22 protein-coding genes are annotated in these 24128 nt (G+C 58.5%); 2 read left to right on the top strand and 20 right to left on the bottom strand.

All coding sequences use genetic code 11. The features are described 5' to 3' along the window. Positions 1 to 18 precede the first annotated feature (18 nt). The 10 genes from FDY93_RS14920 to ffh all read right to left on the bottom strand — a co-directional run bounded on the left by FDY93_RS14920 (position 19) and on the right by ffh (position 10536). The gene (locus FDY93_RS14920) at positions 19 to 930 is read right to left on the bottom strand and encodes a DMT family transporter (protein WP_138236549.1); all 912 of its coding nucleotides are present in this window, start codon (positions 928 to 930) and stop codon (positions 19 to 21) included. A gap of 72 nt (positions 931 to 1002) precedes the next feature. Beyond that, complete coding sequence (gene recJ, locus FDY93_RS14915; protein ID WP_138236548.1) at positions 1003 to 2733, bottom strand: single-stranded-DNA-specific exonuclease RecJ; 1731 nt, start codon at positions 2731 to 2733, stop codon at positions 1003 to 1005. A gap of 88 nt (positions 2734 to 2821) precedes the next feature. Then, a complete protein-coding gene (gene thrC, locus FDY93_RS14910; RefSeq protein ID WP_138236547.1) occupies positions 2822 to 4213 on the bottom strand; it encodes a threonine synthase in 1392 nt (463 codons plus the stop codon). Between the two features lie 93 nt (positions 4214 to 4306). After that, positions 4307 to 5614 (bottom strand): homoserine dehydrogenase, encoded by a 1308-nt coding sequence (locus FDY93_RS14905; protein WP_138236575.1) that lies wholly within the window; start codon positions 5612 to 5614, stop codon positions 4307 to 4309. Positions 5615 to 5902: 288 nt separating this feature from the next. Continuing rightward, positions 5903 to 6652 carry a DsbC family protein gene (locus tag FDY93_RS14900; protein WP_138236546.1) on the bottom strand — a complete coding sequence of 250 codons (750 nt, stop codon included), beginning with the start codon at positions 6650 to 6652 and terminating at the stop codon, positions 5903 to 5905. Between the two features lie 225 nt (positions 6653 to 6877). Next, positions 6878 to 7228, bottom strand: coding sequence for a 50S ribosomal protein L19 (rplS, locus tag FDY93_RS14895; protein ID WP_138236545.1), 351 nt, complete (start codon positions 7226 to 7228; stop codon positions 6878 to 6880). Between the two features lie 77 nt (positions 7229 to 7305). Further along, positions 7306 to 8073, bottom strand: a complete 768-nt coding sequence (gene trmD / locus FDY93_RS14890; protein ID WP_138236544.1) for a tRNA (guanosine(37)-N1)-methyltransferase TrmD — start codon at positions 8071 to 8073, stop codon at positions 7306 to 7308. Beyond that, complete coding sequence (rimM, locus tag FDY93_RS14885; protein ID WP_171019000.1) at positions 8073 to 8633, bottom strand: ribosome maturation factor RimM; 561 nt, start codon at positions 8631 to 8633, stop codon at positions 8073 to 8075. Before rimM ends, trmD begins: the two co-directional genes overlap by 1 nt. 30 nt (positions 8634 to 8663) lie before the next feature. Next, complete coding sequence (rpsP, locus tag FDY93_RS14880; protein ID WP_138236542.1) at positions 8664 to 8903, bottom strand: 30S ribosomal protein S16; 240 nt, start codon at positions 8901 to 8903, stop codon at positions 8664 to 8666. A 211-nt stretch (positions 8904 to 9114) separates the two neighbouring features. Next, positions 9115 to 10536, bottom strand: a complete 1422-nt coding sequence (ffh, locus tag FDY93_RS14875; protein WP_138236541.1) for a signal recognition particle protein — start codon at positions 10534 to 10536, stop codon at positions 9115 to 9117. A gap of 152 nt (positions 10537 to 10688) precedes the next feature. Here ffh and FDY93_RS14870 point away from each other — a divergent pair, with 152 nt between their 5' ends. Next, positions 10689 to 11492 carry a cytochrome C assembly family protein gene (locus FDY93_RS14870; protein WP_138236540.1) on the top strand — a complete coding sequence of 268 codons (804 nt, stop codon included), beginning with the start codon at positions 10689 to 10691 and terminating at the stop codon, positions 11490 to 11492. Positions 11493 to 11561: 69 nt separating this feature from the next. Then, positions 11562 to 12833 carry an HlyC/CorC family transporter gene (locus tag FDY93_RS14865; RefSeq protein ID WP_371808083.1) on the top strand — a complete coding sequence of 424 codons (1272 nt, stop codon included), beginning with the start codon at positions 11562 to 11564 and terminating at the stop codon, positions 12831 to 12833. Between the two features lie 19 nt (positions 12834 to 12852). Here the strand turns inward: FDY93_RS14865 and rnhB are convergent, their stop codons facing one another. From rnhB to FDY93_RS14815, 10 genes are all read right to left on the bottom strand, one after another. Next, the gene (rnhB, locus tag FDY93_RS14860) at positions 12853 to 13467 is read right to left on the bottom strand and encodes a ribonuclease HII (protein WP_138236539.1); all 615 of its coding nucleotides are present in this window, start codon (positions 13465 to 13467) and stop codon (positions 12853 to 12855) included. Positions 13468 to 13507: 40 nt separating this feature from the next. Beyond that, positions 13508 to 14647: a lipid-A-disaccharide synthase gene (lpxB, locus tag FDY93_RS14855; RefSeq protein WP_246068594.1), complete on the bottom strand. Its 1140-nt coding sequence runs from the start codon at positions 14645 to 14647 to the stop codon at positions 13508 to 13510. A gap of 26 nt (positions 14648 to 14673) precedes the next feature. After that, positions 14674 to 15453, bottom strand: coding sequence for an acyl-ACP--UDP-N-acetylglucosamine O-acyltransferase (gene lpxA, locus FDY93_RS14850; RefSeq protein ID WP_138236537.1), 780 nt, complete (start codon positions 15451 to 15453; stop codon positions 14674 to 14676). Positions 15454 to 15552: 99 nt separating this feature from the next. Continuing rightward, positions 15553 to 15990 (bottom strand): 3-hydroxyacyl-ACP dehydratase FabZ, encoded by a 438-nt coding sequence (fabZ, locus tag FDY93_RS14845; RefSeq protein WP_138236536.1) that lies wholly within the window; start codon positions 15988 to 15990, stop codon positions 15553 to 15555. Positions 15991 to 16081: 91 nt separating this feature from the next. Continuing rightward, a complete protein-coding gene (gene lpxD, locus FDY93_RS14840; RefSeq protein ID WP_138236535.1) occupies positions 16082 to 17161 on the bottom strand; it encodes a UDP-3-O-(3-hydroxymyristoyl)glucosamine N-acyltransferase in 1080 nt (359 codons plus the stop codon). Positions 17162 to 17183: 22 nt separating this feature from the next. Then, positions 17184 to 17699: an OmpH/Skp family outer membrane protein gene (locus FDY93_RS14835; RefSeq protein WP_138236534.1), complete on the bottom strand. Its 516-nt coding sequence runs from the start codon at positions 17697 to 17699 to the stop codon at positions 17184 to 17186. A gap of 109 nt (positions 17700 to 17808) precedes the next feature. Then, the gene (gene bamA, locus FDY93_RS14830; protein ID WP_138236533.1) at positions 17809 to 20376 is read right to left on the bottom strand and encodes an outer membrane protein assembly factor BamA; all 2568 of its coding nucleotides are present in this window, start codon (positions 20374 to 20376) and stop codon (positions 17809 to 17811) included. 88 nt (positions 20377 to 20464) lie between these two features. After that, the gene (gene rseP, locus FDY93_RS14825; RefSeq protein ID WP_138236532.1) at positions 20465 to 21823 is read right to left on the bottom strand and encodes an RIP metalloprotease RseP; all 1359 of its coding nucleotides are present in this window, start codon (positions 21821 to 21823) and stop codon (positions 20465 to 20467) included. Positions 21824 to 21832: 9 nt separating this feature from the next. Continuing rightward, positions 21833 to 23065, bottom strand: a complete 1233-nt coding sequence (gene ispC / locus FDY93_RS14820; protein WP_138236531.1) for a 1-deoxy-D-xylulose-5-phosphate reductoisomerase — start codon at positions 23063 to 23065, stop codon at positions 21833 to 21835. 141 nt (positions 23066 to 23206) lie between these two features. Next, entirely contained in the window at positions 23207 to 24052 is an 846-nt protein-coding gene (locus FDY93_RS14815; protein WP_138236530.1) for a phosphatidate cytidylyltransferase, read from the bottom strand. Between the last annotated feature and the right edge of the window lie 76 nt (positions 24053 to 24128).

Raw genomic sequence — 24128 nt, 5'->3', positions numbered from 1 at the left:
CCAGATGCAATCGAACATTCAGTGGTGCGCGACACTGTGGTTGCCGTAATGGCTGACGAACATGCCGGCCAGCATCAACCCGCAACCGATCAGCTCTTTCGCGCTTAACAACTCATTCAGGAACAACCAACCGGCGGCAACAGCGAACACCGATTCGAGACTCATGATGACCGTGGCGTGAGACGGCGCCGCATTGCGCTGTCCGAGCAGTTGAAACGTAAATGCGATCGCGGTGGAAAACACCATCATGTAGGCAATCGGCCAGGCCGCGTGCCACGCCGCCTGCAAGGTCGGCTGCTCTACGACGAATGACGCCACTGCCGACAACACTCCGCACACCAGGAACTGGATCGCCGCCAGACGCAGGGCATCGTACCGGTGCACCAGATAGTCTGCGGACAACACCTGAATCGCAAACACGAAGGCACTGGCAAACACCATCAAGTCGCCGATGAGCTGCGCCTGCTCGGAAAAATCCGCCAACCAGTAGAGACCGAGCAACGCCAGGGCAACGCCGCCCCAGGTCCAGCGGTTGGTTTTATGACCGAGGGACAGGCCGATAATCGGCACCAGCAGCAGGTAAAAACCACTAATGAAGCCCGCGCGACCGGCGGTGGTATAGACCAGGCTCGCCTGCTGCAGCGCCGCGCCGAGAAACAACCAAAAGCCGAGTATCGCGCCACCAGGCAGGCATTTGCGCCAACGGTGATGGATGATCGCGCCCGCTGCTTCCTGTGGGTTCAGGTCCCGCCGGGAAGACAACCAGTAAACGATCGGGATCAGCAACAGGCCGCCGAGAAAGAAACGCCACGCGTTGAACGCCAGCGGCTCGATATGCGCCATGGCTATTTTCTGGGGAACAAACGCCACGCCCCAGAACAATGCTGCCAGCAGCAACAACACTTCAGCCTTCGCCTGCTTTTGCTTCATACCGCCCACCTGGCGAGCAGAGACCTCTCGGCCTCCGTCGCGAAAAAGAAAAATTTGATTCGTAAAAACGCGTCACCGCGGAATGATATGACTCACCAGCAACTGCAATGACTGCCGACCACGGAACTCATTGATATCCAGCTTGAACGCCAGCTGCACCTTTTCCACAGGAGCCGGCCAGAAATCCGTGTCGATATTGAAAGCGATAGCGTCCAACGACTGTCGCGGCGCGGCCGCCGGCGCCACCACCATTTTCAGATGGCGCTCACCGACAATCCGTTGCTGCTGCAGTACAAACTCACCATCGAACTCGGGCTCCGGGAAACCCTGCCCCCAGGGCGCGCATGCGCGCAGCATCGCAGCAGTCTCCATGGTGAACTCGTCAGCGCGCAGTTCGCCATCAGTCTCGATCACGGCCTGCAGCTGCGCAAGCGTGAGCCGGTTGCGTACGGCATGCTCGAACGCCGCGGTAAAGGCCGGCAGATTGCCCGCCGGCAAACTGAGCCCGGCGGCCATCGCGTGTCCGCCGAACTTACTGATCAATTGCGGGTGGGCGGCAGCCACATCGCTCAGGGCGTCGCGGATATGCAACCCGGGTATCGAGCGCGCCGAGCCCTTTACCAGACCGTTGTCGCCGTCGGCGAAGGCGATCACCGGGCGATGGAATTTTTCCTTGATGCGGCTGGCGAGAATACCCACCACGCCCTGGTGCCAAGCGGCGTCATACAGACACAGGCTCCACGGCAATTCGTCATTCGCCAGCTGCAACTGCTCCAGTGCCGCCATGGCCTCCCGCTGCATACCGGCCTCGATGGACTTGCGATCCCGGTTCAGGCCGTCCAGCTCCACCGCAAGTTCGCGCGCCTCTTCGGGGTCATGAGTGAGCAGACAGCGGATTCCGGTGCTGATGTCATCAAGGCGCCCGGCGGCATTGATCCGCGGACCGAGAATGAACCCTATGTCCGTAGTCGAAAGCCGGGAAATCTCGCGACCCGCAACCTCCATTAACGCCCGGATTCCCACGCGGCAGCGACCGGCACGCATCCGCGCGATTCCCTGGTGCACAAGCACCCGGTTGTTGTGATCCAGCGGCACCAGGTCCGCCACCGTGCCGAGCGCCACCAGGTCCAGATATTCGGCCATATTGGGCGCGGGAATACCGCATTCCTCAAACCAGCCTGATGCCTGCAGTGCGCTTTTCAGTCGGCTCAGCAAATAGAAGATCACCCCTACCCCCGCAAGATTCTTACTGGGGAAGTCACAACCCGGCTGATTGGGATTAACAATGGCATCCGCGTCCGGCAATTCACTGCCGGGCAAGTGGTGATCGGTTACGATGACTTTAAGACCCGCAGCCCTGGCAGCGGCCACGCCATCGATGCTGCTGATGCCGTTGTCGACAGTGATCAGCAGATCCGGCTGATACTCACGCGCGACCTGGACGATCTCAGGCGTGAGGCCATAGCCAAATTCGAAGCGATTCGGCACCAGAAAATCCACCGGACCGGCGCCGAGCGCTCCCAGCGCCAGCACCGCCAGGGTGCTGCTGGTGGCGCCATCCGCATCGAAGTCGCCAACGATCAGGATCTTGTGCTGCTGACGCACGGCTTCCGTTAACAGCGAGACCGCAGCATCCACCCCGCGCATGGATTCAGGACTGTGCAGCCGGGCAAGCTGGTGGTCGAGAGCCTGGTCGCTGTCAACCCCGCGCGCCAACAGTACCCGCTGAAGAATCTCCGGTGTGGAGGAAGTAAAACGGCCAGTGGACAAATCCACTGGCCGTCTCTGAATAATGGCGTTCATCGCGTCCGCTTGTATCCGAATCCTGTCGCTGCCGGCCAAACCGGCAAAACGCCATTCTACCGCCCCACGGGCGCGACTCAACCCGGATTCAGGTCAATGCGCGGGAGATGAAATCGTGTACCGCGGAAAGGTCGTTTGGCAGGACTTGCAACCGCTCTTCGCGCTGCAACAGGTCCTGCATATGGTGTGGCAGTGGCACACTGGTGCCCGGCAGCGCTTTGTCCACTGCTTCGGCAAATTTGGCCGGGTGCGCCGTGGCCAGGCAGACCATGGGCTCGGCGGAAGACTTGCGCGCGCGGCGCGCGGCCTCCATACCAATAGCGGTGTGCGGATCCAGCAGATATCCGGTGGACTCGAACACCTCGCGTATCACCTGCACGGTGCGCTCGTCGCCCACCCGTTCGGACGAAAACAGGCCGCGCGCTTTGGCGAGCACCCGCTCGTCGAGCTTCATTGGCGCGCTGCGGTCCGCCAGCAGCTCGGCAACGGCGGGACCATTGCGATCGTAGAGGTCGAACAACAGGCGCTCGAAGTTGCTGGATACCATGATGTCCATGCTCGGCGACAGGCTGTGTACCAGCGGCTGCGGCGAGTGGTCGTTGGCGCTGATACAACGGTGCAGAATATCGTTGGCGTTGGTGGCGATCACCAGCTGATTGATCGGTAGCCCCATACCGCGAGCCAGATAACCGGCAAAAATGTCGCCAAAGTTGCCTGTGGGCACGGAGAAATTAACCGCGCGGTGGGGGCCGCCGAGGCTCAGTGCCGCGTGAAAATAGTACACGATCTGGGCCATGATCCGCGCCCAGTTGATCGAGTTCACCGCGACAAGACGGCGCCCGTCCGGCAGGAACGACTGATCCGCAAAGCTGGCTTTCACCATGTTCTGACAGTCGTCAAAATTGCCTTCGAGCGCAATATTAAAGACGTTGTCTGACAACACGGTGGTCATCTGCTTGCGCTGCACCTCCGACACCCGGTTGTGCGGATGCATGATAAAAATGTCGATGTTCTCGCAGTGGCGACAGCCCTCGATGGCGGCCGAGCCGGTATCACCGGAGGTCGCGCCCAGCACCACCACTTTTTCGCCACGCCTTTTCAGCAACAGATCGAACAACTGACCGAGGAATTGCAGGGCAAAATCCTTGAATGCCAGTGTCGGCCCCTGAAACAGCTCCATCACCCACTCGTTGTGGCCGGTTTGCACCAATGGTGCAACGGCCGCGTGGCGGAAACTGGTATAGGCGCGCTCGATAATACCGCGCATTTCATCTTCGCTCAGGTCCTCGGCAACAAAGGGCCACATGATGCGAAAGGCCAGTTCGCGGTAATCCAGGCCCGCCATATCGGCGATTTCCTGCTGGCTGAACTTGGGCAGATTTTCCGGGACATACAGGCCGCCATCGCTGGCGAGTCCGGTGAGTACAGTGTCGGCAAAGCTGAGAGACGGCGCGCGGCCGCGGGTACTGATGAATTTCACGGTGTATTCTGTTCGATTGGATTCGGAAATAGATGGGTTTTGATTAAAACGGGTTCGGCAGGCCTTGAGCGCCTGCCGTCCTTCAAAGTGCAATTAGCCGAGGGATTCAACCCGAATGCGGACCACCGGCGCCTGAATTGTGCTCAGAGCCTCGATCTGGTTGACCGCCTCCTGCAGCTGGGACTCGCGGGCGCGACTGGTGAGCAGCACAACCGGTACCAGCTCTTCGTCTTCCGCCGGCTCGTGCTGGATCAGCGCCTCGATACTAATGCCCTGGTCACTGCAGATCTTCGCCACTTGCGACATTACACCCGGCTTGTCGTGGGCGAAAATGCGCATGTAATAGCTGGTGACGGTGTCGCCCATGGGCAGCACGTCATCCAGATTGCCCTGACTGTCTTGAGTTACGCCGGCCAGCGGCACCCGCTGATCCGGGCGCACATTGAGCGTCCGCGCCACATCCACGATATCGGCAATCACCGCGGAAGCGGTGGCTTCGGCACCGGCGCCGGCGCCGTAATACAGGGTCGGCCCCACAGCATCGCCAGAGACCAGTACCGCGTTCATCACGCCATTGACGTTGGCAATCAAGCGACGCTGGGGGATCAGGGTCGGGTGCACCCGAAGCTCGACACCGTCTTCTGTACGTCGGGCAATACCCAAGTGCTTGATGCGATAGCCCAGCTCATCGGCATACTGGATATCCTCCCGCGCCACACCACTGATACCCTCGGTGTATACCTTGTCGAACGCCAGCGGCATACCAAACGCCAGCGACGCCATAATCACCAGCTTGTGCGCGGCATCTATGCCCTCAACATCGAAGGTAGGATCGGCCTCGGCATAACCCAGCGCCTGCGCCTGCGAGAGCGCCTCAGCAAAGCTGCGGCCCTTCTCGCGCATCTCCGTCAAAATGTAGTTACCGGTACCATTGATGATCCCCGCCAACCACTGGATGCGGTTGCCGACGAGCCCTTCTCGCAAGGACTTGATGATCGGGATACCGCCCGCGACTGCGGCTTCGTAAGCAATGGTCACACCCTGCTCCGCCGCGGCGGCAAACAGTTCGTTGCCGTGCTCGGCGATCAACGCCTTATTGGCGGTAACCACGTGCTTGCCATTGGCAATGGCCGTCAACACCAGCTCTCTGGCCACCGTGGTTCCACCGATCAGCTCCACCACCACATCCACATCGGGGTTATTTGCCACATCGAAAATTTCGCGGGTTACGTTCAGGTGGCTGGTATCGCAATTAGGGTTGTCGCGACGGGCACCGATCTGGACGATATCAATCCTGCGGCCACAACGGGCGGCGATTTCGTCGCAATTGCGCGCCATGACATTGACCGTACCGCTACCCACGGTCCCAAGACCACAGATACCAATACGCACTGGGGGCAGTGCGCCCGCAGTTAAGGATTTTTCCGATACCTTGATAGCTTCGTCGGCAAATGCGCTCACAACTTCCCTCCGCGCATGACTCACTGGAACACTGCGCAATAACTGGCGTATAAATCAAAAAAAGGTCGACAACCTTACTGAGATCCGGGTGAAATTGTCAATTAAATTGCGCGAGGCGATCAAATTACAACCGCCGCGCCGAATACCGACACGCCCACCTGCAACTCGCTTACTCCAGATACAGCGAGGCCGGCTATTGCCGGCCTCGCATACATCTGTGTGACCGGGTCAGATACCCAGCGCCTTGACGAGAGTATCCGGCGGCAGATACCCAGGCACCACAGTACCGTCTTCCATCACAATGGTGGGCGTGCCGCGCACGTCAATGACTTCGTTGCCCAGCTTGTACTGCGCAGCAACCGGGTTGTTGTTGCACACCTTGAGCGGAACGTCCTTGCGACTTTTCAGGTCGGTGAGCGTCTTGTTGGGGTCATCCGCACACCAGGCAGTGGCAATTTTACGGTATCCCACGGAGTTGAGCCCGGCGCGGGGAAAAGCCAGGTAGCGCACCTCGATTCCGCGGCGATTCAGTTCTGGCACATCGTCGTGCAGCTTGCGGCAGTAACCACAGTCTACGTCGGTGAATACATAGATGTGCGCCTTGGTCTCGCCCTTGGGAGAGAACACGATCATGTCCTTGAGATCCTGCTGGTCCATCACTTCCGCACGGTGGCGACCGCGACGCTGCTCGGACAGGTTGACCACCTGCTCGGCGCCGACCTCAAACAGGTCGCCGGCAATGAAATGCCCACCATCTTTGGACACAAACAGGACATTCCCGCCATTCACTTCCACTTCGTACAGCCCTGACAGCGGGCTTTCACGCACATCCCCGAATGTGGCATTGGGATTTCCAGCGGAAAGCTTGGCCTTGATCTGCTTGGCGACAGCGTCGTCCACCGCGGCAAAGGCAACCTGCCCGAGCAAAAGGGAGGTTGCGGCAACAAGCGCCGTCAGCGGTTTGGCAAGAAAGGTCATGATTCGGTTTGCTCCAGATTATTCGTTGTTCTGACCGCGAATGCGGACACCAGTTCCCGCCAGTATGGCACCTGTCTCCAGTATACGGACAACCAGGACGCGTTTTACTACAGACTGACCTGCGGTTCCACAACCCCGGTCGCACTAGGGGAACACTTTGCCAGGACCTGACCCCAAAATAAAAAAACCGGAGACAAGCTCCGGTTTTTTTTGCATAAGAAAGACTCAGTTGAGCTTCTCTTTGATACGAGCGGCTTTACCAGTCAGGCTGCGCAGGTAGTACAGCTTGGCCTGGCGAACGTCACCGCGACGCTTCACAGCAATGCTCTCTACCAGCGGGCTGTGCGTCTGAAAGGTACGCTCAACGCCAACACCATGAGAGATTTTACGCACGGTGAAGGAGGAGTTCAGGCCGCGGTTGCGCTTGCCGATCACCACACCTTCAAACGCCTGCAGGCGCTCGCGGTTACCTTCTTTTACCTTTACCTGCACCACTACGGTGTCGCCGGGGGCGAACTCAGGCAGTTCGGCTTTCAGCTGCTCTTGCTCCAGCTGCTGGATGATTTTGTTGGTCATTTGGAAGTCTCCAAAAGGGTTTGTGTAGCCTCACGGCTAGATCACCGAATTACTCTCGCCTCACGGCGAATCCGATATTAATTCTCGCCCCCGACCGAAGACTCCTGCAGGAATTCATCCAGCAGCTGCCTCTGTTCAGGGGTAAGCGCCAGCTTTTCCAACAGGTCTGGCCGGCGCTGTTGCGTGCGCCCCAAGGCCTGCTTGAGACGCCAGCGGCGTATTCTTTCATGGTTACCGGAAAGCAGAACCTCCGGAACCCGACTGCCCTGATAATCTTCAGGGCGAGTGTAATGCGGACAGTCCAGCAAGCCCTGGGCAAAGGAATCCTCCACCGCGGACTGGTCGTGCCCAAGGGCTCCGGGAATCAGCCGCGTGATGGCATCCACCATCACCATGGCCGCAAGCTCACCGCCACTGAGCACGTAGTCGCCAATGGACCACTCCTCGTCGATCCAGGACTCGACGATACGCTCATCGACGCCCTCGTAACGACCCGCCAGCAACACAAGGTTGCCGGATTGTGCGAGATGCTCCACCCCGCCTTGATCCAACTGCCGCCCCTGGGGGGACAGATAGATCGAGCGCACAGTACCGGTCTCTTCCGCCCAGCTGCGCGCCTCGCGGAGCGCCTGCGACAGCGGCTCTGCCAGCATGACCATGCCGGGACCACCGCCATAGGGCCGATCATCTACGGTGCGGTGTCTGTCACTGGTGAAATCCCTCGGATTCCAGCAGCGCACCTCCAGCAGACCATCTTTTACCGCACGGCCGCTGATGCCGTAATCGGTCAGTGCAGCAAACATCTCCGGAAAGATACTCACCACAGCAATGCGCCTGGCCGCCATCAGAATTCGGGATCCCAGTCGACGATCATCTGTCCAGCGTCGAGGTCAACCTGCGTGATGAATTGACCGGGCAGATAGGGAATCAGGCGCTCACGCCCATCTTCACCACCGCGGACCACCATCACGTCGTTGGCACCGGTTTCCATCAGCCGCACCACCTCACCGAAGCGGTATTCGCGACCTTCGAACTGACTGATCACCTGCAGCCCCTGCAGTTGATGCCAGTAGTACTCACCGTCATCCAGTTGTGGCATTTCACTGCCGTCAACCGCGATATCCCGCTGGCAGAAGGTGGCCGCCATGTCGCGGTCATCCACACCCTTGATATGTACGATCAGGCCTTTGCCGTGGCGCTTGCCGTCGTCGATCTCAAGAGGTTGCCAGCTCGCCTTACCTCCCTCACAGGGAGCCTGCAGCCACCAGCCGGAAAACTGCAGAATATTCTCCATCGGCTCGGTATAGGAGTGCACCTTCACCCAGCCGCGTACACCGTAGACCGCGGTGATACGCCCAACAGTGACCAGATCTTCGTTTACTAGCGAACGCTCAGCCACGGACATACCCCCGGTTACAGCCAGTCAGGAGAGATATCAGGCGGCTTCTTTCAGCAGCTTGCTGACGCGGTCAGACAGCTGAGCGCCCTGACCCACCCAGAATTCAACGCGCTCGCGGTCAACGCGCAGACGCTCTTCCTGACCGCGGGCAACCGGGTTGAAGAAACCAACACGTTCGATGAAACGACCGTCGCGGGAATTGCGGCTGTCAGTCACAGTCAGGTGATAAAAAGGGCGCTTCTTCGCACCGCCACGAGCCAAACGAATGGTTACCATGTAGCTATCCTGTAGTTTCAACACCAACCAGTCACCAGGGGCGACCGGAACATTCCGCCTCACGGCGGTATTGCAGATTTTGCCGGAGCAAAATTCTGTTACTAAATCAATGTTCAGCGGCCAAGGGCCAGCTGAAAGGCGGCGTATTCTAATGTACCGATCCCGGTTTGTATAGCGCGAATAAACCCGCCGCCAAGCGCTGATACTGCGCTTACTTCTTGCGGAAACCCGGCGGCAGGCCGCCGCCCATCCCGCCCAAACCACCACCTACTCCGCCAGCACCGCCGCCCATCCCCGGCAAACCGCCGAGACCGCGCATCATTTTGCTCATGCCGCCACCTTTCAGCTTCTTCATCATCTTGCCCATCTGCTTATGCTGTTTGAGCAAGCGATTGAGATCCTGAATCTGGGTGCCGGAGCCTGCGGTGATGCGGCGCTTGCGGGAACCGGTCAGTATATCCGGGTTGCGACGCTCCTCCGGGGTCATGGATCCGATAATGGCATCCATACGGCGGAACTCCTTGCCCATATCCGCCTGTTGCGCTGCCTGAGCGAGCCCTCCCATGCCGGGGAGCTTGTCCATCAGCGCGCCGAGACCACCCATGTTCTGCATCTGCTGCAACTGGTCGCGCAGGTCTTCCAGGTCAAAGCCCTTGCCCTTCTGCACCTTCTTGACCAGCTTCTCCGCCTTGCTGCGGTCGATCTTCTGCTCGGCCTGCTCGATCAGGGAGAGAATGTCGCCCATGCCGAGAATACGCGATGCAATACGGTCGGGATGGAAGGTTTCCAGCGCGTCGGTCTTTTCGCCGACACCGATAAACTTGATCGGCTTGCCGGTAACGTGACGCACCGAAAGCGCGGCGCCGCCGCGGGCGTCGCCATCGGCCTTGGTCAACACAACCCCCGTCAGAGGCAGCGCATCGTTGAACGCGCTGGCGGTGTTCACCGCGTCTTGACCAATCATGGCGTCGATTACAAACAGGGTTTCCGCCGGCGTCAGCTCGCCGTGAAGCTCGCGGATCTCGTCCATCAGCTGCTCATCGATATGCAAGCGGCCAGCGGTATCCACGATCAGCACATCGGCAAATTGTTTGCGCGCGGCAGTCACCGCGCCACGGGCGATATCCAACGGCTTCTGGTCAGGTTCGGAGGGGTAAAAAATGGCTCCGACCTCACCTGCGAGAGTTTCCAGCTGCTTGATGGCTGCCGGGCGGTAGACGTCCGCACTGACCACCATCACCTTTTTCTTTTCCCGCTCCTGCAGGTACTTGGCGAGCTTCGCCACGCTGGTCGTTTTACCCGCACCCTGCAGGCCCGCCATCAGAATGACAGCCGGAGGCTGAACCGCGAGGTTCAGGGGTGTGGCCGCCTCCCCCATGACCTTGACCAGCTCATCCTGCACGATCTTGACGAACTGCTGCCCGGGGTTCAGCGCCTTGCTGACATGCTGCCCCACCGCAGCGGTGCGCACCTGCTGCACAAAGGCCTTGACCACCGGCAGTGCCACATCCGCCTCCAGCAGCGCCTTGCGCACTTCCCGCAGGGTGTCGCGGATGTTGTCATCCGTCAGGCGCGCTTTGCCTGTGACTTTCTTCAGTGCCGACGACAGACGGTCGCTCAGGTTATCGAACATATCACCTTCTCAAATCGTAAAAGCCTGATGGCCCGGGTGCTACCGGTCCCCGAAAACGCGGCAGTATAGCCCAGCCGGGCTTTCCAGCACAGGCGCGCTGTGACACACTGCTGGCCCGGAACTTCAAGATAAAAGACGACGGATCTACCCCGATGGCGGCTCTGGCCCACTGGATAGCAATCGCACTTTATATAGCCACTACCGTTGTAGCGGTTGCGTCCCTGTCTCGCCCATCTTCCACTTCCCGGCGGCCTCTGCTGCTGGGGCTGTTCGCCTGCGCGGTCATTGCCCACGCAGTATCTCTGAAATTCACCCTGCTTTCAGACCAGGGGTTTCGCTTCGATCTCGCAGCGGTGCTATCCCTGATCACCTGCTCCGTGGCTGTATTGCTTCTCTTCCTGTCACTGCGCCACCGGCTCAACCTGCTGATCCTCGCCATAGCCCCACTAGCGGCCCTGGCAGAGATGGCCGCTGTTCACGCCTGGGGCGGGGTGCCGCCGCGCGCGCAGACCTCCCCGGGTATTGCCGCGCACGCCCTGTTTTCCATTTCTGCCTACTCACTGCTGACCCTCGCCACCCTTCAGGCGATTTACCTTTACTGGCTGAATCAGCAGCTGCATAACCACCGCCCGTCGGGTATCAGTCGCCAGCTGCCACCGCTACAGACCATGGAAAGCCTACTGTTCGGGCTGATCGCCTTCGGCCAGATGCTGCTGACCGCATCACTGGTGACCGGCGCGCTGTTTGTCGACGACCTGTTTGCACAACATCTGGTGCATAAAACCGCACTGTCTATTCTCGCCTGGATTCTCTACAGCATTCTTCTGTGGGGACACTGGCAAAAAGGCTGGCGCGGCAATACCGCCGTGCGCTGGACATTGTCTGCCTTTGCGGTGCTGATGCTGGCGTTTTTTGGCAGCAAACTGGCGCTGGAAGTCATTTTCGCCCGACACTGACCGCAGCAAACTTGCGAGCACTGGCAAACTGTTCCAATATCGCCCTGATTCCATAAAAAGAGTTCCCCCTTGAACGAGATGCCCCCCGGCCTACTGTTTGCGCTGATAGGCCTGCTGATAGTTATTTCCGCTTTTTTTTCCAGTTCTGAAACCAGCATGATGGCGTTGAACCGCTACCGCCTGCGCCACCAGGCCAAGAGCGGCCATCGCGGTGCCAAGCGCGCCGTGGATCTGCTGTCGCGTCCGGACAAGCTGATTGGCGCGATCCTGATCGGCAACAACCTGGTCAATATTCTCGCCACCGCCATTACCACCGTGTTGTTCACCCGTCTCTACGGCGAGGCCGGTGTCGCCTACGCTACCGCGGCACTCACACTCGTCATCCTGATCTTCGCAGAGGTGACACCGAAAACCATCGCCGCCCTCCACCCGGAGAAAGTTGCCTTTCCTGCGAGCCTGGCACTGCGCCCGCTGATGTGGCTGATGGCACCTTTCGTGTGGCTGGTAGGCAGTATTTCCAACGGCCTGGCACGGCTCGTGGGTGTGGAAGCGGGCAAAGAGTCCGAAGCCGAGCATCTGGCACCGGAAGAACTGCGCACCGTGGTATTCGAATCCGGCGCACTGCTGCCCACAAAACACAAGGGTATGCTGCTAAATGTGTTGGATCTGGATCAGGCCACGGTGGAAGACATCATGATTCCCCGCAACGAAGTCATCGGCCTGGATCTCGACAGCTCTGCCGAGTTGATCCTGAAGCAGCTGGCGGAAAGCAGTTACACTCGTCTTCCGGTATACCGCGGGGATATCAATCATGTGGTGGGCATTCTGCACTTGCGGCGCGCCGCACAAATCCTGCGCGACGGCCCGGAAACTCTCACGGCAGAAACGCTGAAGTCACACCTGGATGAACCCTATTTCGTACCCGAGGCCACTCCCCTGCCCACACTGCTGATGAATTTTCAGCAGAAGAAGCGGCGCATGGGGCTGGTCGTGGACGAGTACGGCGAGGTAATGGGGATTGTGACCCTGGAAGACCTGCTGGAAGAGATTGTCGGCGACTTTACCGCGAGCCCGGTGCCCAGTGACGATGAGGAAATCGTTGAGCAGGAGGATGGCTGGTACCTGGTGGATGGCGGAACTTCGATACGCGACATCAACCGCACCCTGCACTGGAACCTCCCCACCGATGGGCCGAAAACCTTCAACGGCCTGATCATGGAGCATCTGGAAAGCATTCCGGAAGGCAATATCAGCCTGTATATCCAAAACTATCTGATAGAAATCGTGGAAGTGTCAGACAAGATGATCACCAGCGCGCGAATCAGGAAAGTCCACGGCTGACATCGGTAAAATTTCCGCGCTACACCAGCGCCAGCTGCCGCTGCACTGGCGCAAAACTCTTACGGTGTATCGGTGTTACACCCAACTCCGCCAGAGCTGCCATATGTGCCTTGGTCGGATAGCCTTTGTGGCCGGCAAGACCGTACCCCGGATACTTCTGATCCAACAGAACCATTTCCCGGTCCCGCGTAACCTTGGCGAGAATCGACGCTGCCGCAATCGCGGCAACCCGATCATCTCCTTTTATCACCGCATCGCAAGCATAGCGCCAACTGGGTTTGCGATTGCCATCCACCAGCACGAATTCCGGTTGCACTGACAGTTGCTCAACCGCACGCTTCATTGCCAGCATACTGGCATGCAGAATGTTTAGCTGGTCGATTTCCTCGACGGTCGCGCGAGCAATGGAGAAGCTCAGCGCTTTCTCTCGGATTTCATCGAACAATACTTCGCGCCGTTTCTCGCTGAGTTTTTTCGAGTCCGCCAGGCCCTCAATTGCATTCGCCGGGTCGAGTATCACCGCGGCAGCCACCACATCCCCCGCCAGTGGACCGCGCCCGACCTCATCGACACCGGCCAGCAGCGTGCCGGTGTAGGAGCAAACATACGGAGGCAGGGATGCACTGTTCTTCATAGGGAATTTTTCCGCGAGGGGTAATGCACTGGATTGAGAGTCAGCCGTGCAACAATTTACAGACGGCATCCGCCGCTTTTTCTGAAGCGTCGCGACGCAGTTGCTGATGCAGCTCGCTAAACTCCCGGCGCAGGCGATCGCCGAGCAGGGGGTCATCAAAATAGTTCAACAGCGCCGCCCCCAGTGCTTCCGGAGTCGCATCGTCCTGAAGAATTTCCGGCACCAGCTCTCGCTGCGCCAACAGGTTCGGCAGAGAAACCCAAGGGGTATGCAGCATTCGCGAAAAAATCGCATAGGTGAGCGGCGCCATTTTATAGGCCACCACCATTGGCTTGTTCATCAACATGGTTTCAAGAGTGGCGGTACCCGACGCGATCAATACCGCGTCGGCGGCAGCCAATGCCTGCTGGGAGTTGCCATCCAGTACGGTCAGCGGAAGCGCCTCGATACCTGCCAACTGCGACAGTTGCTGCTCAATTTGCGCCTTGCGATCCGGGCTCGCCGCCGGCAGCACAAACTTCAGACCAGGGCGCCGCTGAGAACACCAGAGTGCCGCCTGCAGGAACAACGGCCCCAACAACCGGACCTCGCCACCGCGACTGCCGGGCAGTAGCGCGACGACCTCATCTTCCGGAGCAAACCCGAGCGCCTGTCTCGCTGCCGCCACATCGACATCCAGCGGAATCTCATCGGCCAACGGGTGGCCGACAAACGTTACCGGTACCTGATGTTCGCGATAAAAATCCGCTTCAAACGGCAACAGCGTAAGCATATGGTCCACGGCGCGGGCGATCTTCTTTATCCGCCCCTGACGCCAGGCCCACACGGATGGGCTGACATAATGCACCGTGGGAATGCCCGCGGAGCGCAGCGCCTCCTCAAGCCCCAGATTGAAATCCGGTGAATCAATACCGATAAAAACATCAGGAGGATCGGCGAGAAAATTCTCGCGCAGAGTGCGGCGGATACGGAGCAGCTCGGGAAGACGCTTCAGCGGTTCCACCAGCCCCATGACAGACAACCGATCCATCGGGAACAGGGATTCCGCGCCCAGTGCCTGCATACGAGGGCCGGCAATACCGCGCACCTCCACCGCGGAAAAACGTTTCTTGAGCGCCGCAATCAGGCCCGCGCCGAGAATATCGCCTGAAGCCTCCCCGGCCAGAATACCAACCCGCAATGTGCGCGTTTCCGACCCAGGCGCCTTCAACGGACTATTCCGCGCGTAGAATTTTGCAGAGAATCTATCCATGGCTGGATCACCGCGGATTCCTGCCGCAACTGCAGCAAAGACTCCAATGCCTCATCGGTGGTCAAACCGCGGCGGTAAACGACTTTATAAGCGCGATTGATCAGCGCGATGTCCTCACGACTAAATCCCCGGCGCCGCAGGCCTTCAGAATTGATCGTCTTGGCCTCCGCGGGATTGCCTGCCACCATCACATAGGCGGGCACATCCTTGCCAACACCGCATCCCATTCCGGTAAATGCGTGCTCACCAATGGTGCAGTACTGGTGAACAAGGGTATAACCACTGAGAATAGCCCAGTCGCCTACATGCACATGCCCCGCAAGCGCCACATTGTTGACGAGGATGGTGTGATTGCCGATCACACTGTCATGGCCGATATGCGCATAGGCCATCAGCAGATTGCCGTCACCAATTGTAGTCTCACCTCGGTCCTGCACTGTGCCGCGGTGAATAGTGACGCCTTCGCGAATCACATTGTCATCACCAATCACCAGTGTGGTGGGCTCTCCCTGGTACTTCTTGTCCGGGGTGTCCTGCCCCACAGTGGCAAACTGGTAAATGCGATTGTTTTTGCCCAATTTTGTCGGCCCGCTGAGCACGACGTGGGAGGCAATCTCACACCCATCACCAATCTCGACATCCGGCCCGACCACACTGTAGGGGCCGATGTGCACACCTTCGCCAATTTTTGCCGAGTCATCGACGATGGCGGTCGGATGAATACTCGTCTGCATTCTGTGGTTATCTCCTCACCGGTTCGGGCCGCGCAACATCGTAAAATCTGTCCGCGCAAATCGCTGTTTTATCGCAACCCGTCATTCACTGGCAGCAGCTCAGATTTTTTTAACTGCGCACAGAATATCTGCGGCTGCCGCCAGTTCGCCATCTACACTCGCCTTTCCGGAGAACTTCCAGATACCGCGACGCTCGGAAACCACTTCCGATTCCAGCTGCAGGCGGTCCCCCGGTACGACCTGACGCTTGAAACGCACATTGTCGATACCGGCAAACAAGTACAGATAACCGTCTTCCGGCTTCTGCCCCAATGTTTTAAACCCGAGAATGCCGGAAACCTGAGCCAGAGCCTCCACAATCATTACACCCGGAAAAATCGGCATTGCCGGAAAGTGGCCATTGAAGACCTCTTCATTGATTGAGATGTTTTTATAGCCCTTGATCGACTTGCCTTCCTCCAGCTCGACGACACGATCTACCAAAAGAAAAGGGTAGCGGTGCGGAAGGTATTGACGAATTTCCTGAACGTCCATCATGACGAATTGTCCCCAGAAACCACTTCGGGGCGCCGAACGCCCCGAATCTGCTAAAAAATCTGATTGTTTGAAACCGGCAAAAATCCGGATTCTAATTCCTGTCGCCTGGCGGTGTACTGCCCGCCTTCTGGTCGAGACTGCCCGCAAGCGTCTTTTCGAGCTCACTCAGACGCCGGGCCATCTGATCCAGCTGCCCGAAGCGCACCGCATTCCGCCGCCATGAGCGAGTATCGGAAAATGGCGTGCCACTGGAGTAGGAACCGGCCTCATCTATGGACTTGGTCACCAGTGTGCGGGCGCTAACATGGCTATGATCGGCAATAGTGACGTGGCCGACAATACCGGCGCCACCAGCAATGGTGCAGTGTTTGCCGATAACGGCACTACCCGCAACGGCGGAGCATGCCGCCATGGCTGTATAGTCACCAATTTGCACATTGTGCGCGATCTGCACCATGTTGTCGATCTTCACCCCGCGCCCGATCAGCGTATTTCCCAGCGCGCCGCGGTCGATACAGGTGCAGGCCCCAATCTCCACTTCATCGGCAATTTCCACACCGCCGAGCTGGTGGATCTTGACCCAGCGCCCCTCGCTCGGTGCAAAACCGAAACCATCGGCGCCGATAACAGTGTTGCTGTGCACACTGCAGTCGGCACCGATAAAGCAGCCATGATATATGACCACATTGGGGTAAAGCCGTGAACGGGCACCGATTTCGCTGCCCTCACCCACCACACACCCGGGGCCGATCACCGCGTACTCGGCGACCTTCGCATGGGCTTCGATAACCACACCCGGACCAATAAATGCGGTACTGTGCACTTCCGCGCTGGGATGTACGCTGGCACTTGTATCTATACCGGCGGCATATTGCGGGGTTCTGTCGTAAATCGCCGTTGCACGTGCGAATGCGTGATACGGGTTCGCCACCACCAGCGCCGTTACCGGGCAGGATTCCGCGTGCTCAGGTGACACCAGCACCGCGCAGGCGCGCGTGCTGGTGAGAAAACGCCGGTAGTTGGCACTAGCCAGAAAGCTGACTTCATACTGACTGGCATCCTGCAGCGTACTGAGACCTGCGGGCACCAGTTCACCGCTGACTCCCGCAGCCAGACGCAGCTCGGCGCCCAGTATTTCAGCCAACTGAGCCAGCGTTGGCTGTTCGCTCATGGATTTTTTCACCGATGGGAAATTATTTCGCAGCGTTCAGACGCTTGACCAGCTCTTCGGTCAGGTTGGCACCATCACCCGCATAAACGGCCGCACTGGCATCCAGCACCAGATCCAGTTTGCGCTCTTTGATCACGGCTTCCAGTGCTTCCTTGGCCTTCGGCAGGAGATCCTTTTGCAGATCCTGCACCGCCTGCCCTTCCATTGCGCGCAACTTTTTAACCGCAGTTTCAAAGTCTGAGCGCTTGAAGTTCATCTTGCGCTGCTCTTCCGCTTTTTTCTCCTCAGACCAGGTCACGCCATTCTTCTGTGCGTCTTCGGCCATTTTCTGCACCTCTGCACGAATATTTTCCGCACTGTTCTGCAGCTGCGAGTACTCGGAACTGGTCTTGAGGGCATTGATTTTCGCGCTCGCCTTTTCTGTGCTCATGATCGCGGCCTGGATGTTGACTACCGCCACTTTGGTTTGCGCAGATGCAGCACCAGCAAACAGCAGACCGACCAACAGAATTGCACCAGCTTTTGCAAATTTGAACACGTTTACTCTCCGTAACTTATAAATTTAGGTGCACTAAAAGGCGCACATTATTATCAGAACCGCCGGCCGCCCCACACAAAACCCCAAGCGGGACAGCGGCACCCCCTTATCAGAAACTGTTACCCAGTGAGAACTGGAACACTTCCACATCGTCGTCTTCGTTCTCACGCAGTGCCTTGGCCAGGCTGAAGGTGAGAGGGCCGAACCCGGTAATCCAGGTCAGACCGATACCCGCAGAGACATTCAGGTAATCGACGTCGATATCGTAACAGTTAAGCTGGGTGGCGCCACAGTTTGTCTCGAATACGTTACCCGCATCGATAAAAAATGCAGACTGCATGGAGCGCTGATCTTTCACGAAAGGAATCGGGAAGATCACCTCAGCGCTGCCTTCTACCAGAATATTGCCGCCGAATGGCTGCGGGTTGCGAGTTGGACTGGTTGTCACCAATTCACCGGTTTCCGGGTCCAGCACGTAACATACCGAGTAAATGCCCTCGGCATTAACTGCACAGGGTGCAGGAATATAGTCTACCGCCGGCGTGGAGCGCGGACCGAGCGTATTGCGCTCGAAACCGCGCACCGAGCCGAAACCGCCGCCGTAGAAATTTTCAAAGAACGGCAGCTCATCCAAATCACCGTAACCGTTCGCATAGCCCAAGCGGGTACGCAGGCGCAGCGTCAGGTCCTTGGTCAGCGGGCGGAAATACTGCGCGGTATAGATGAACTTGTAATACTCGAGATCTCCACCGGGCAGGGCGATCTCCACCGACGCCTGCTGCGAGGCACCACGGGTGGCAAGAATACCGCGGTTCAGGGTCGAACGCGCATAAGAGGTCGTAATTGACCAAGTATCGAATTCATCGCCATACAGATCAACAAAGCCGTCCAAATTCGTATTCACCAAATTCGGATCGACCGGCATACTCAGATCCAGAGCGTCCCCAGCTTTCGCCGCCTGCTCCAGTTCAGCTCTAATCGCTTCTACATCATCACGATCCACCTCACCAATGGCATCAGCTAACGGACGAGGACTGTCGATAATTTCCTGTACGGAGCCGCGACCGGTACTTAATTCAAGGTGGTTAACGCCGATATTCAGGCCAATACGAGAAATTTCCGAAATGGGGTAACCAAAGCTCAACCCCGCGCCATAGGTGGTGGTGTTATAGCTGGACAGGTTGATCTCGGAGTAGTCGCGCTCCTGGTAGAACACGTTGAAGCCGCGGCTGACGCCGTCGGGTGTGAAATAAGGATCGGTGTAGGAGAAGTTGAGCACCGTCTGGTACTTGGAGGTGTTTACCGCAAAACCGACGGATTTGCCGGTACCCAGCCAGTTGTTCTCCTGCACATTGGCCCCGAGCACCAGGCCACTGCCCTGGGCGTAGCCCACGGTGCCACCGATAGAGCCGGAGGGCTGCTCTTCTACGGTGTACTCCACGTCGATCTGGTCAGAGGTGCCGGGTACCTCGGTGGTTTCCACCTGCACTTCTTTGAAGTAGCCAAGGCGCTCGAGGCGCACCTTGGACTGTTCAATACGCGCGGAGGATGCAGAAGCGGACTCCATCTGCCGCATTTCCCGGCGCAGTACATCGTCAGAGGTCCGGGTGTTGCCACGGAAATTGATGCGGCGCACATAGGCGCGCTTGCCCGGGTCGATAAAGAAGGTGACCTTGACGGTTTTGTCTTCTTCGTTGGCTTCGGGCATACCGTTCACTTCTGCGAAGGTGTAACCCTCATTACCCAAGCGCTTGGTGATGTAATCCGAAGTGGTAGTCATCAACACTTGAGAGAAGGTCTGCCCCTTGCGCACCAGCAGCAGGCGGCGGATCTCTTCTTCTGACACCACCGGGTCACCGGCGAGCTCCACATCGGAAACGGTGTAGACATCGCCCTCGGTGATATTAACGGTGATAAAAACACTTTTCTTGTCCGGGCTCAGCGACACCTGGGTGGAGTCGATCTTGAACTCGAGATAGCCACGGTCGAGATAGTAGGATTCGAGCCGTTCAAGGTCGCCGGTCAGTTTTTCCCGGGAGTATTTGTCGTCGCTGTTCAACCATGACAACCAGCCAGTGGTCTGCAGCTCGAAGATTTCACCCAGCTCGTCATCGGAGAAAGCCTGGTTGCCCACCACATTAATGTGCTTGATTGCGGCAACAGAACCCTCGTCCACCACCACTTTCAGCTCTACCTGATTGCGCGGCAGCTCCTTCACCTCGGTGGTTACGCTGGCGCCGTAGCGACCCTGGGCGACATACTGGCGCTGCAGCTCCTGGGCCAGACCCTCGAGCGTCGCGCGCTTGAATATCTGGCCTTCCGCAAGACCGTTATCATTCATGCCCTTCAGCAGGTCTTCGGTCTTGATCGCCTTGTTACCGGTAATTTCAATCTTGGAAATGGCCGGGCGTTCGCGCACGGTGATAACCAGCACCCCGTTCTCGCGGCCAATCTGGATATCCTGAAAGTATCCGGTGCGAAACAGCGCGCGAGTAGCACTCTGAATCTCCACGCTCTCGACCTGATCGCCCACCCGTACCGGGAGTGCCGCGAACACGGTGCCGGCGGAAACCCGCTGCAGACCCTCTACGCGAATATCGTTGACCACAAACGACTGTGCATAGGCAGTAATTGGCAGAGCCAGGCCGAGCGAAGCCGCTTTCAGGAAATTTTTCATCTACTAATTCCGAGTTTTTATTCGCAATTCCAGCCGGGCGTCGGGCCCGTTCATTTCTCGCATGCCTTCAGGCACCCGTATATGACAACTAAAGTCGAAGAATGTCGTTGTACAACGCCAACGCCATGATGCCCAACACCATGGCCATGCCCACCTGCAGGCCAATCATCTGCACCCGCTCGGACACTGGCGAGCCTTTGACGGCTTCGATGCCGTAGTAAAGCAGATGTCCGCCATCCAACACCGGAATGGGCAGCAGGTTCAACACTCCGAGACTGATGCTCAACAATGCCAGCAGAGACAGGAATGACTGCCAACCGGCGTCCGCCGAAGTGCCGGCCACTTTAGCAATCGTGATTGGGCCACTCAAGTTGCGGGTCGAAAGCTGCCCGAACAGCAATTTTTTCAGGCTGTCGAGGGTGAAAAGTGTTTTGTCCCAGGTTTCCTTCAGGCCCTTGTTGAGCGCACTCAATACACCATAGTGATAGCGACGCACCTTCTCTTCCGGCCAAGATGCAGCGACCGGAGCCACACCAACACGCCCGATCGTCTCGCCGCCATCCACTTCGACCAAATCAGGAGTGACAGTCAGCGCCTGTTCCACACCATCCCGCACCACGGTCACCTGAACCGGCTGCTGCGGATGCGCCTTGATGTAACTGGTCCAGTCATCCCAGGTGGAGAACGCCTGCCCGTCTGTGGCCACAATCTCATCACCCACCCGCAAGCCACCCTGCTCCGCTGGGCTGCCGGGCATCACCTGAGACAGTTTCATACTGGCCTCAGGCACCCACAGTGACAAACCGATCTCTTCCAGCGGGTCAGGCACCTCGCGCCCTGCCAGCCAGCGGTCGATATCCGCATACATGTGGTATTCCAGGGAGGAATCCGGATAGCGCACGGAAAACTTGATATGTCCGCTGTCACCAAGGCGGTTAGCCAGGCGCCAGTTCAACGCCTGCCAAGTGGGTGTGGGCTCGTCGTCGACTGCGAGGATTTCCTGCCCCGGCTCCAGACCGGCGACCGCCGCCAGGCTGCCGGCTTCCACATCGCCAACCACCGGTACCGGGCCGGAAGTGCCGCCGAGGAACACGCCCCAGAACAGCACAATTGCGAGTAGAAAATTGGCAATGGGGCCCGCCGCCGCAATGGCCATACGCGCCCACACGCTTTTGCGATTGAAGGCCCGATCCAGTTCCGCCGGTGCCACTGCCCCCTCGCGCTCGTCCAGCATTTTGACGTAGCCGCCGAGGGGAATCGCGGAAATAGTGAATTCAGTGCCATGGCGATCGTAGCGGGAAACCAACCGGCGACCGAAGCCGATAGAGAAGCGCAGCACCTTGACGCCACACCAGCGCGCCACGATGAAGTGGCCAAACTCGTGAAAGCTCACCAGTACGCCGAGGGCTACCAGGGCCCAGACTGCAGTCTGTAAGAAATCTAGCATGGTGTCAGTTTACTTTGATCTCGTTTGCGGGCTCGGTGCGCCCCCATGGGCGCCGTACAACTCTGCCAACACTTCCACTGCCCGTTTACGAGCACTCTGATCAGCCAATTCGACTGCATCCAGGTCTGTCAGTTCAACCACTTGCGTGGTTTTCATGACCTTTTCGATGAGCCGCGCTATCCCGGTAAACGGTAGTTCGCCGGCAAGGAAAGCGTCTACAGCAATTTCATTGGCGGCATTCAGGGTGGTCGGCGCACTACCGCCGGCCTCCATGGCTTCGCGCGCCAGCTTCAGGCATGGGAACCGGGACTCATCCGGTGCCTCGAAATCCAGATGCCCCTGAGCAATCAGGTCCAGCGCGGCAACCCCGCTGTCGATACGCTCTGGAAATGCCAGCGCGTGCGCAATCGGCGTGCGCATATCCGGGTTGCCCATCTGCGCCAGAAGCGAACCGTCCCGGTATTGCACCATGGAATGCACAATACTCTGCGGATGCACCACCACCTGGATTTCTGCGGGAGTGGCGTGGAAAAGATAGCAGGCTTCGATAAATTCCAGCCCCTTGTTCATCATGGTGGCGGAATCCACGGAAATCTTGCGCCCCATGGACCAGTTCGGATGCCGGCATGCCTGCTCCGGCGTCACGGAATCCAGTGCCGCCAGGTCCGTGGTGCGGAAAGGTCCACCGGAGCCAGTCAGCAGAATCCGCTCCACACCGGCGCCGCCAAGGCCGTCGAAGGGGTAAGGCAGGCACTGGAATATCGCGTTGTGTTCACTGTCGATGGGCAGCAGTTGGGCGCCGCTCTCCTCCAGCGCCGCCATAAACAGCGGCCCAGCCATGACCAGGGATTCTTTGTTTGCCAGCAGAACTTTCTTGCCAGCGCGCACTGCCGCCATCGTCGGTTGCAAGCCGGCAGCCCCCACGATGGCCGCCATTACAATCGCCACCGCATCGTCTGACGCTACCCGGCAAAGGGCGTCAACGCCGCTCAGGACTTCGGTCGCGAGATTGTCGGCCTGGAATGCAAGACGCAGCTGCGCGGCCTTGTCATCGTCCAGCACGACCGCATAGCGCGGAGAAAAACGCCGGCACTGCTGCGCCAACTGCTCGATACGGTCGCGGGCGGTGAGCGCGTACACCGAGTACTTCTGCGGATGACGCGCCAGCACATCCAGAGTGCTGACGCCGATGGAACCGGTTGACCCGAGAACACAGACAGGTTGCGGAAGGGTGGAATACATTGAACGAATAACCTCAGCGGCCCGACCGGACAGTGGTTGACACTGCCAGTGTGGAGCCGAATCTCGTCGGCGGGGATGGCTGCCTGGGATCTACAGACAAACGCTTGCCCCGCTTAGCAGATGCCACGCACAGATATCCAATCACAGGTACTTGGGCAGTTCGCTGGCCAACGCCGCCATGGTAAATACAGGCAGGGCCGCGGTGAGACTGTCGAGCCGATCCAGAATACCGCCGTGTCCGGGCAAAATCCGGCTGCTGTCCTTGATACCACGGTGGCGCTTGAACATGCTCTCCACCAGATCGCCGATCACGGATGCTAGCGCGGTAACCAGCACACCGAAGGTGAACAGCACAGTATTTTTCGCCGGCAGGTCAAACGCAAAAGACACCACCAGCGCGAGTATCAGACAGGCGGCCAGCCCCCCGAAAAAACCCTCCCAGGATTTACCCGGGCTCACCTCTCGGGCGAGTTTGTGCTTGCCATACTTGCGGCCGACGAAATAGGCCCCTACGTCGGCAGCCACCACCACTGCCACAACAAACAGTACCAGCCAGGCGCCGTGCTCAAGTCCCTGGAGAATTACAACCGATAGCCATGCCGGCACCAGCACCACCAGCCCGATCAGTCCGCGTGCCCAGCGATTACCCCAAAGCATGGCGCTGGCGGGATATCCCTGCACCCAGAGAAATGCCAGTGCCCACCAGCCACAGGCCACCGCAAGAATCTGGCGCGCGCGGTCGATATCCGGACTTGTGAACTCGAAGTTGAAAACGTAACGGGCAGTACCGATAAGTGCGGCACCGAGAGCACCGAGGAATACAAAGCGCAGCGCACGGTTCAGGTTTGAAAGGTTCGCCCACTCCCAGCCCCCTAGCAGAATGATTGCCGCTACCGCGATCGCAAACCACTGCATGGGCACAAAGAACAGCAACCCGAGGAACAGAGCAACCAACACCAGCGCGGTAATTATTCTTTGTTTTAGCACCGTTTAACCCTTGATCAGTTCAATCTGGCAGCCAGAAGAGCACGCCTGAAGCATCCGCCGAAACCTGTGTTCGCAT

The organism is Microbulbifer harenosus (genome assembly GCF_005771435.1).
Lineage (GTDB): Bacteria > Pseudomonadota > Gammaproteobacteria > Pseudomonadales > Cellvibrionaceae > Microbulbifer > Microbulbifer harenosus.
Note: the sequence above shows the minus strand (reverse complement) of the source record. Positions and strands in the feature narration are given on the sequence as shown.

Excerpts from the sequence above, each read along its gene's own strand:
- fabZ (WP_138236536.1), bottom strand. The coding sequence starts at position 15,990 with ATGATGGACGTTCAGGAAATTCGTCAATACCTTCCGCACCGCTACCCT.
- ispC (WP_138236531.1), bottom strand. The coding sequence starts at position 23,065 with ATGTATTCCACCCTTCCGCAACCTGTCTGTGTTCTCGGGTCAACCGGT.
- lpxD (WP_138236535.1), bottom strand. The coding sequence starts at position 17,161 with ATGAGCGAACAGCCAACGCTGGCTCAGTTGGCTGAAATACTGGGCGCC.
- rseP (WP_138236532.1), bottom strand. The coding sequence starts at position 21,823 with ATGCTAGATTTCTTACAGACTGCAGTCTGGGCCCTGGTAGCCCTCGGC.
- FDY93_RS14920 (WP_138236549.1), bottom strand. The coding sequence starts at position 930 with ATGAAGCAAAAGCAGGCGAAGGCTGAAGTGTTGTTGCTGCTGGCAGCA.
- trmD (WP_138236544.1), bottom strand. The coding sequence starts at position 8,073 with ATGGCGGCCAGGCGCATTGCTGTGGTGAGTATCTTTCCGGAGATGTTT.
- rnhB (WP_138236539.1), bottom strand. The coding sequence starts at position 13,467 with ATGAAGAACAGTGCATCCCTGCCTCCGTATGTTTGCTCCTACACCGGC.
- FDY93_RS14900 (WP_138236546.1), bottom strand. The coding sequence starts at position 6,652 with ATGACCTTTCTTGCCAAACCGCTGACGGCGCTTGTTGCCGCAACCTCC.
- bamA (WP_138236533.1), bottom strand. The coding sequence starts at position 20,376 with ATGAAAAATTTCCTGAAAGCGGCTTCGCTCGGCCTGGCTCTGCCAATT.
- ffh (WP_138236541.1), bottom strand. The coding sequence starts at position 10,536 with ATGTTCGATAACCTGAGCGACCGTCTGTCGTCGGCACTGAAGAAAGTC.
- rpsP (WP_138236542.1), bottom strand. The coding sequence starts at position 8,903 with ATGGTAACCATTCGTTTGGCTCGTGGCGGTGCGAAGAAGCGCCCTTTT.
- rplS (WP_138236545.1), bottom strand. The coding sequence starts at position 7,228 with ATGACCAACAAAATCATCCAGCAGCTGGAGCAAGAGCAGCTGAAAGCC.
- rimM (WP_171019000.1), bottom strand. The coding sequence starts at position 8,633 with ATGTCCGTGGCTGAGCGTTCGCTAGTAAACGAAGATCTGGTCACTGTT.
- recJ (WP_138236548.1), bottom strand. The coding sequence starts at position 2,733 with ATGAACGCCATTATTCAGAGACGGCCAGTGGATTTGTCCACTGGCCGT.
- lpxA (WP_138236537.1), bottom strand. The coding sequence starts at position 15,453 with ATGCAGACGAGTATTCATCCGACCGCCATCGTCGATGACTCGGCAAAA.
- FDY93_RS14870 (WP_138236540.1), top strand. The coding sequence starts at position 10,689 with ATGGCGGCTCTGGCCCACTGGATAGCAATCGCACTTTATATAGCCACT.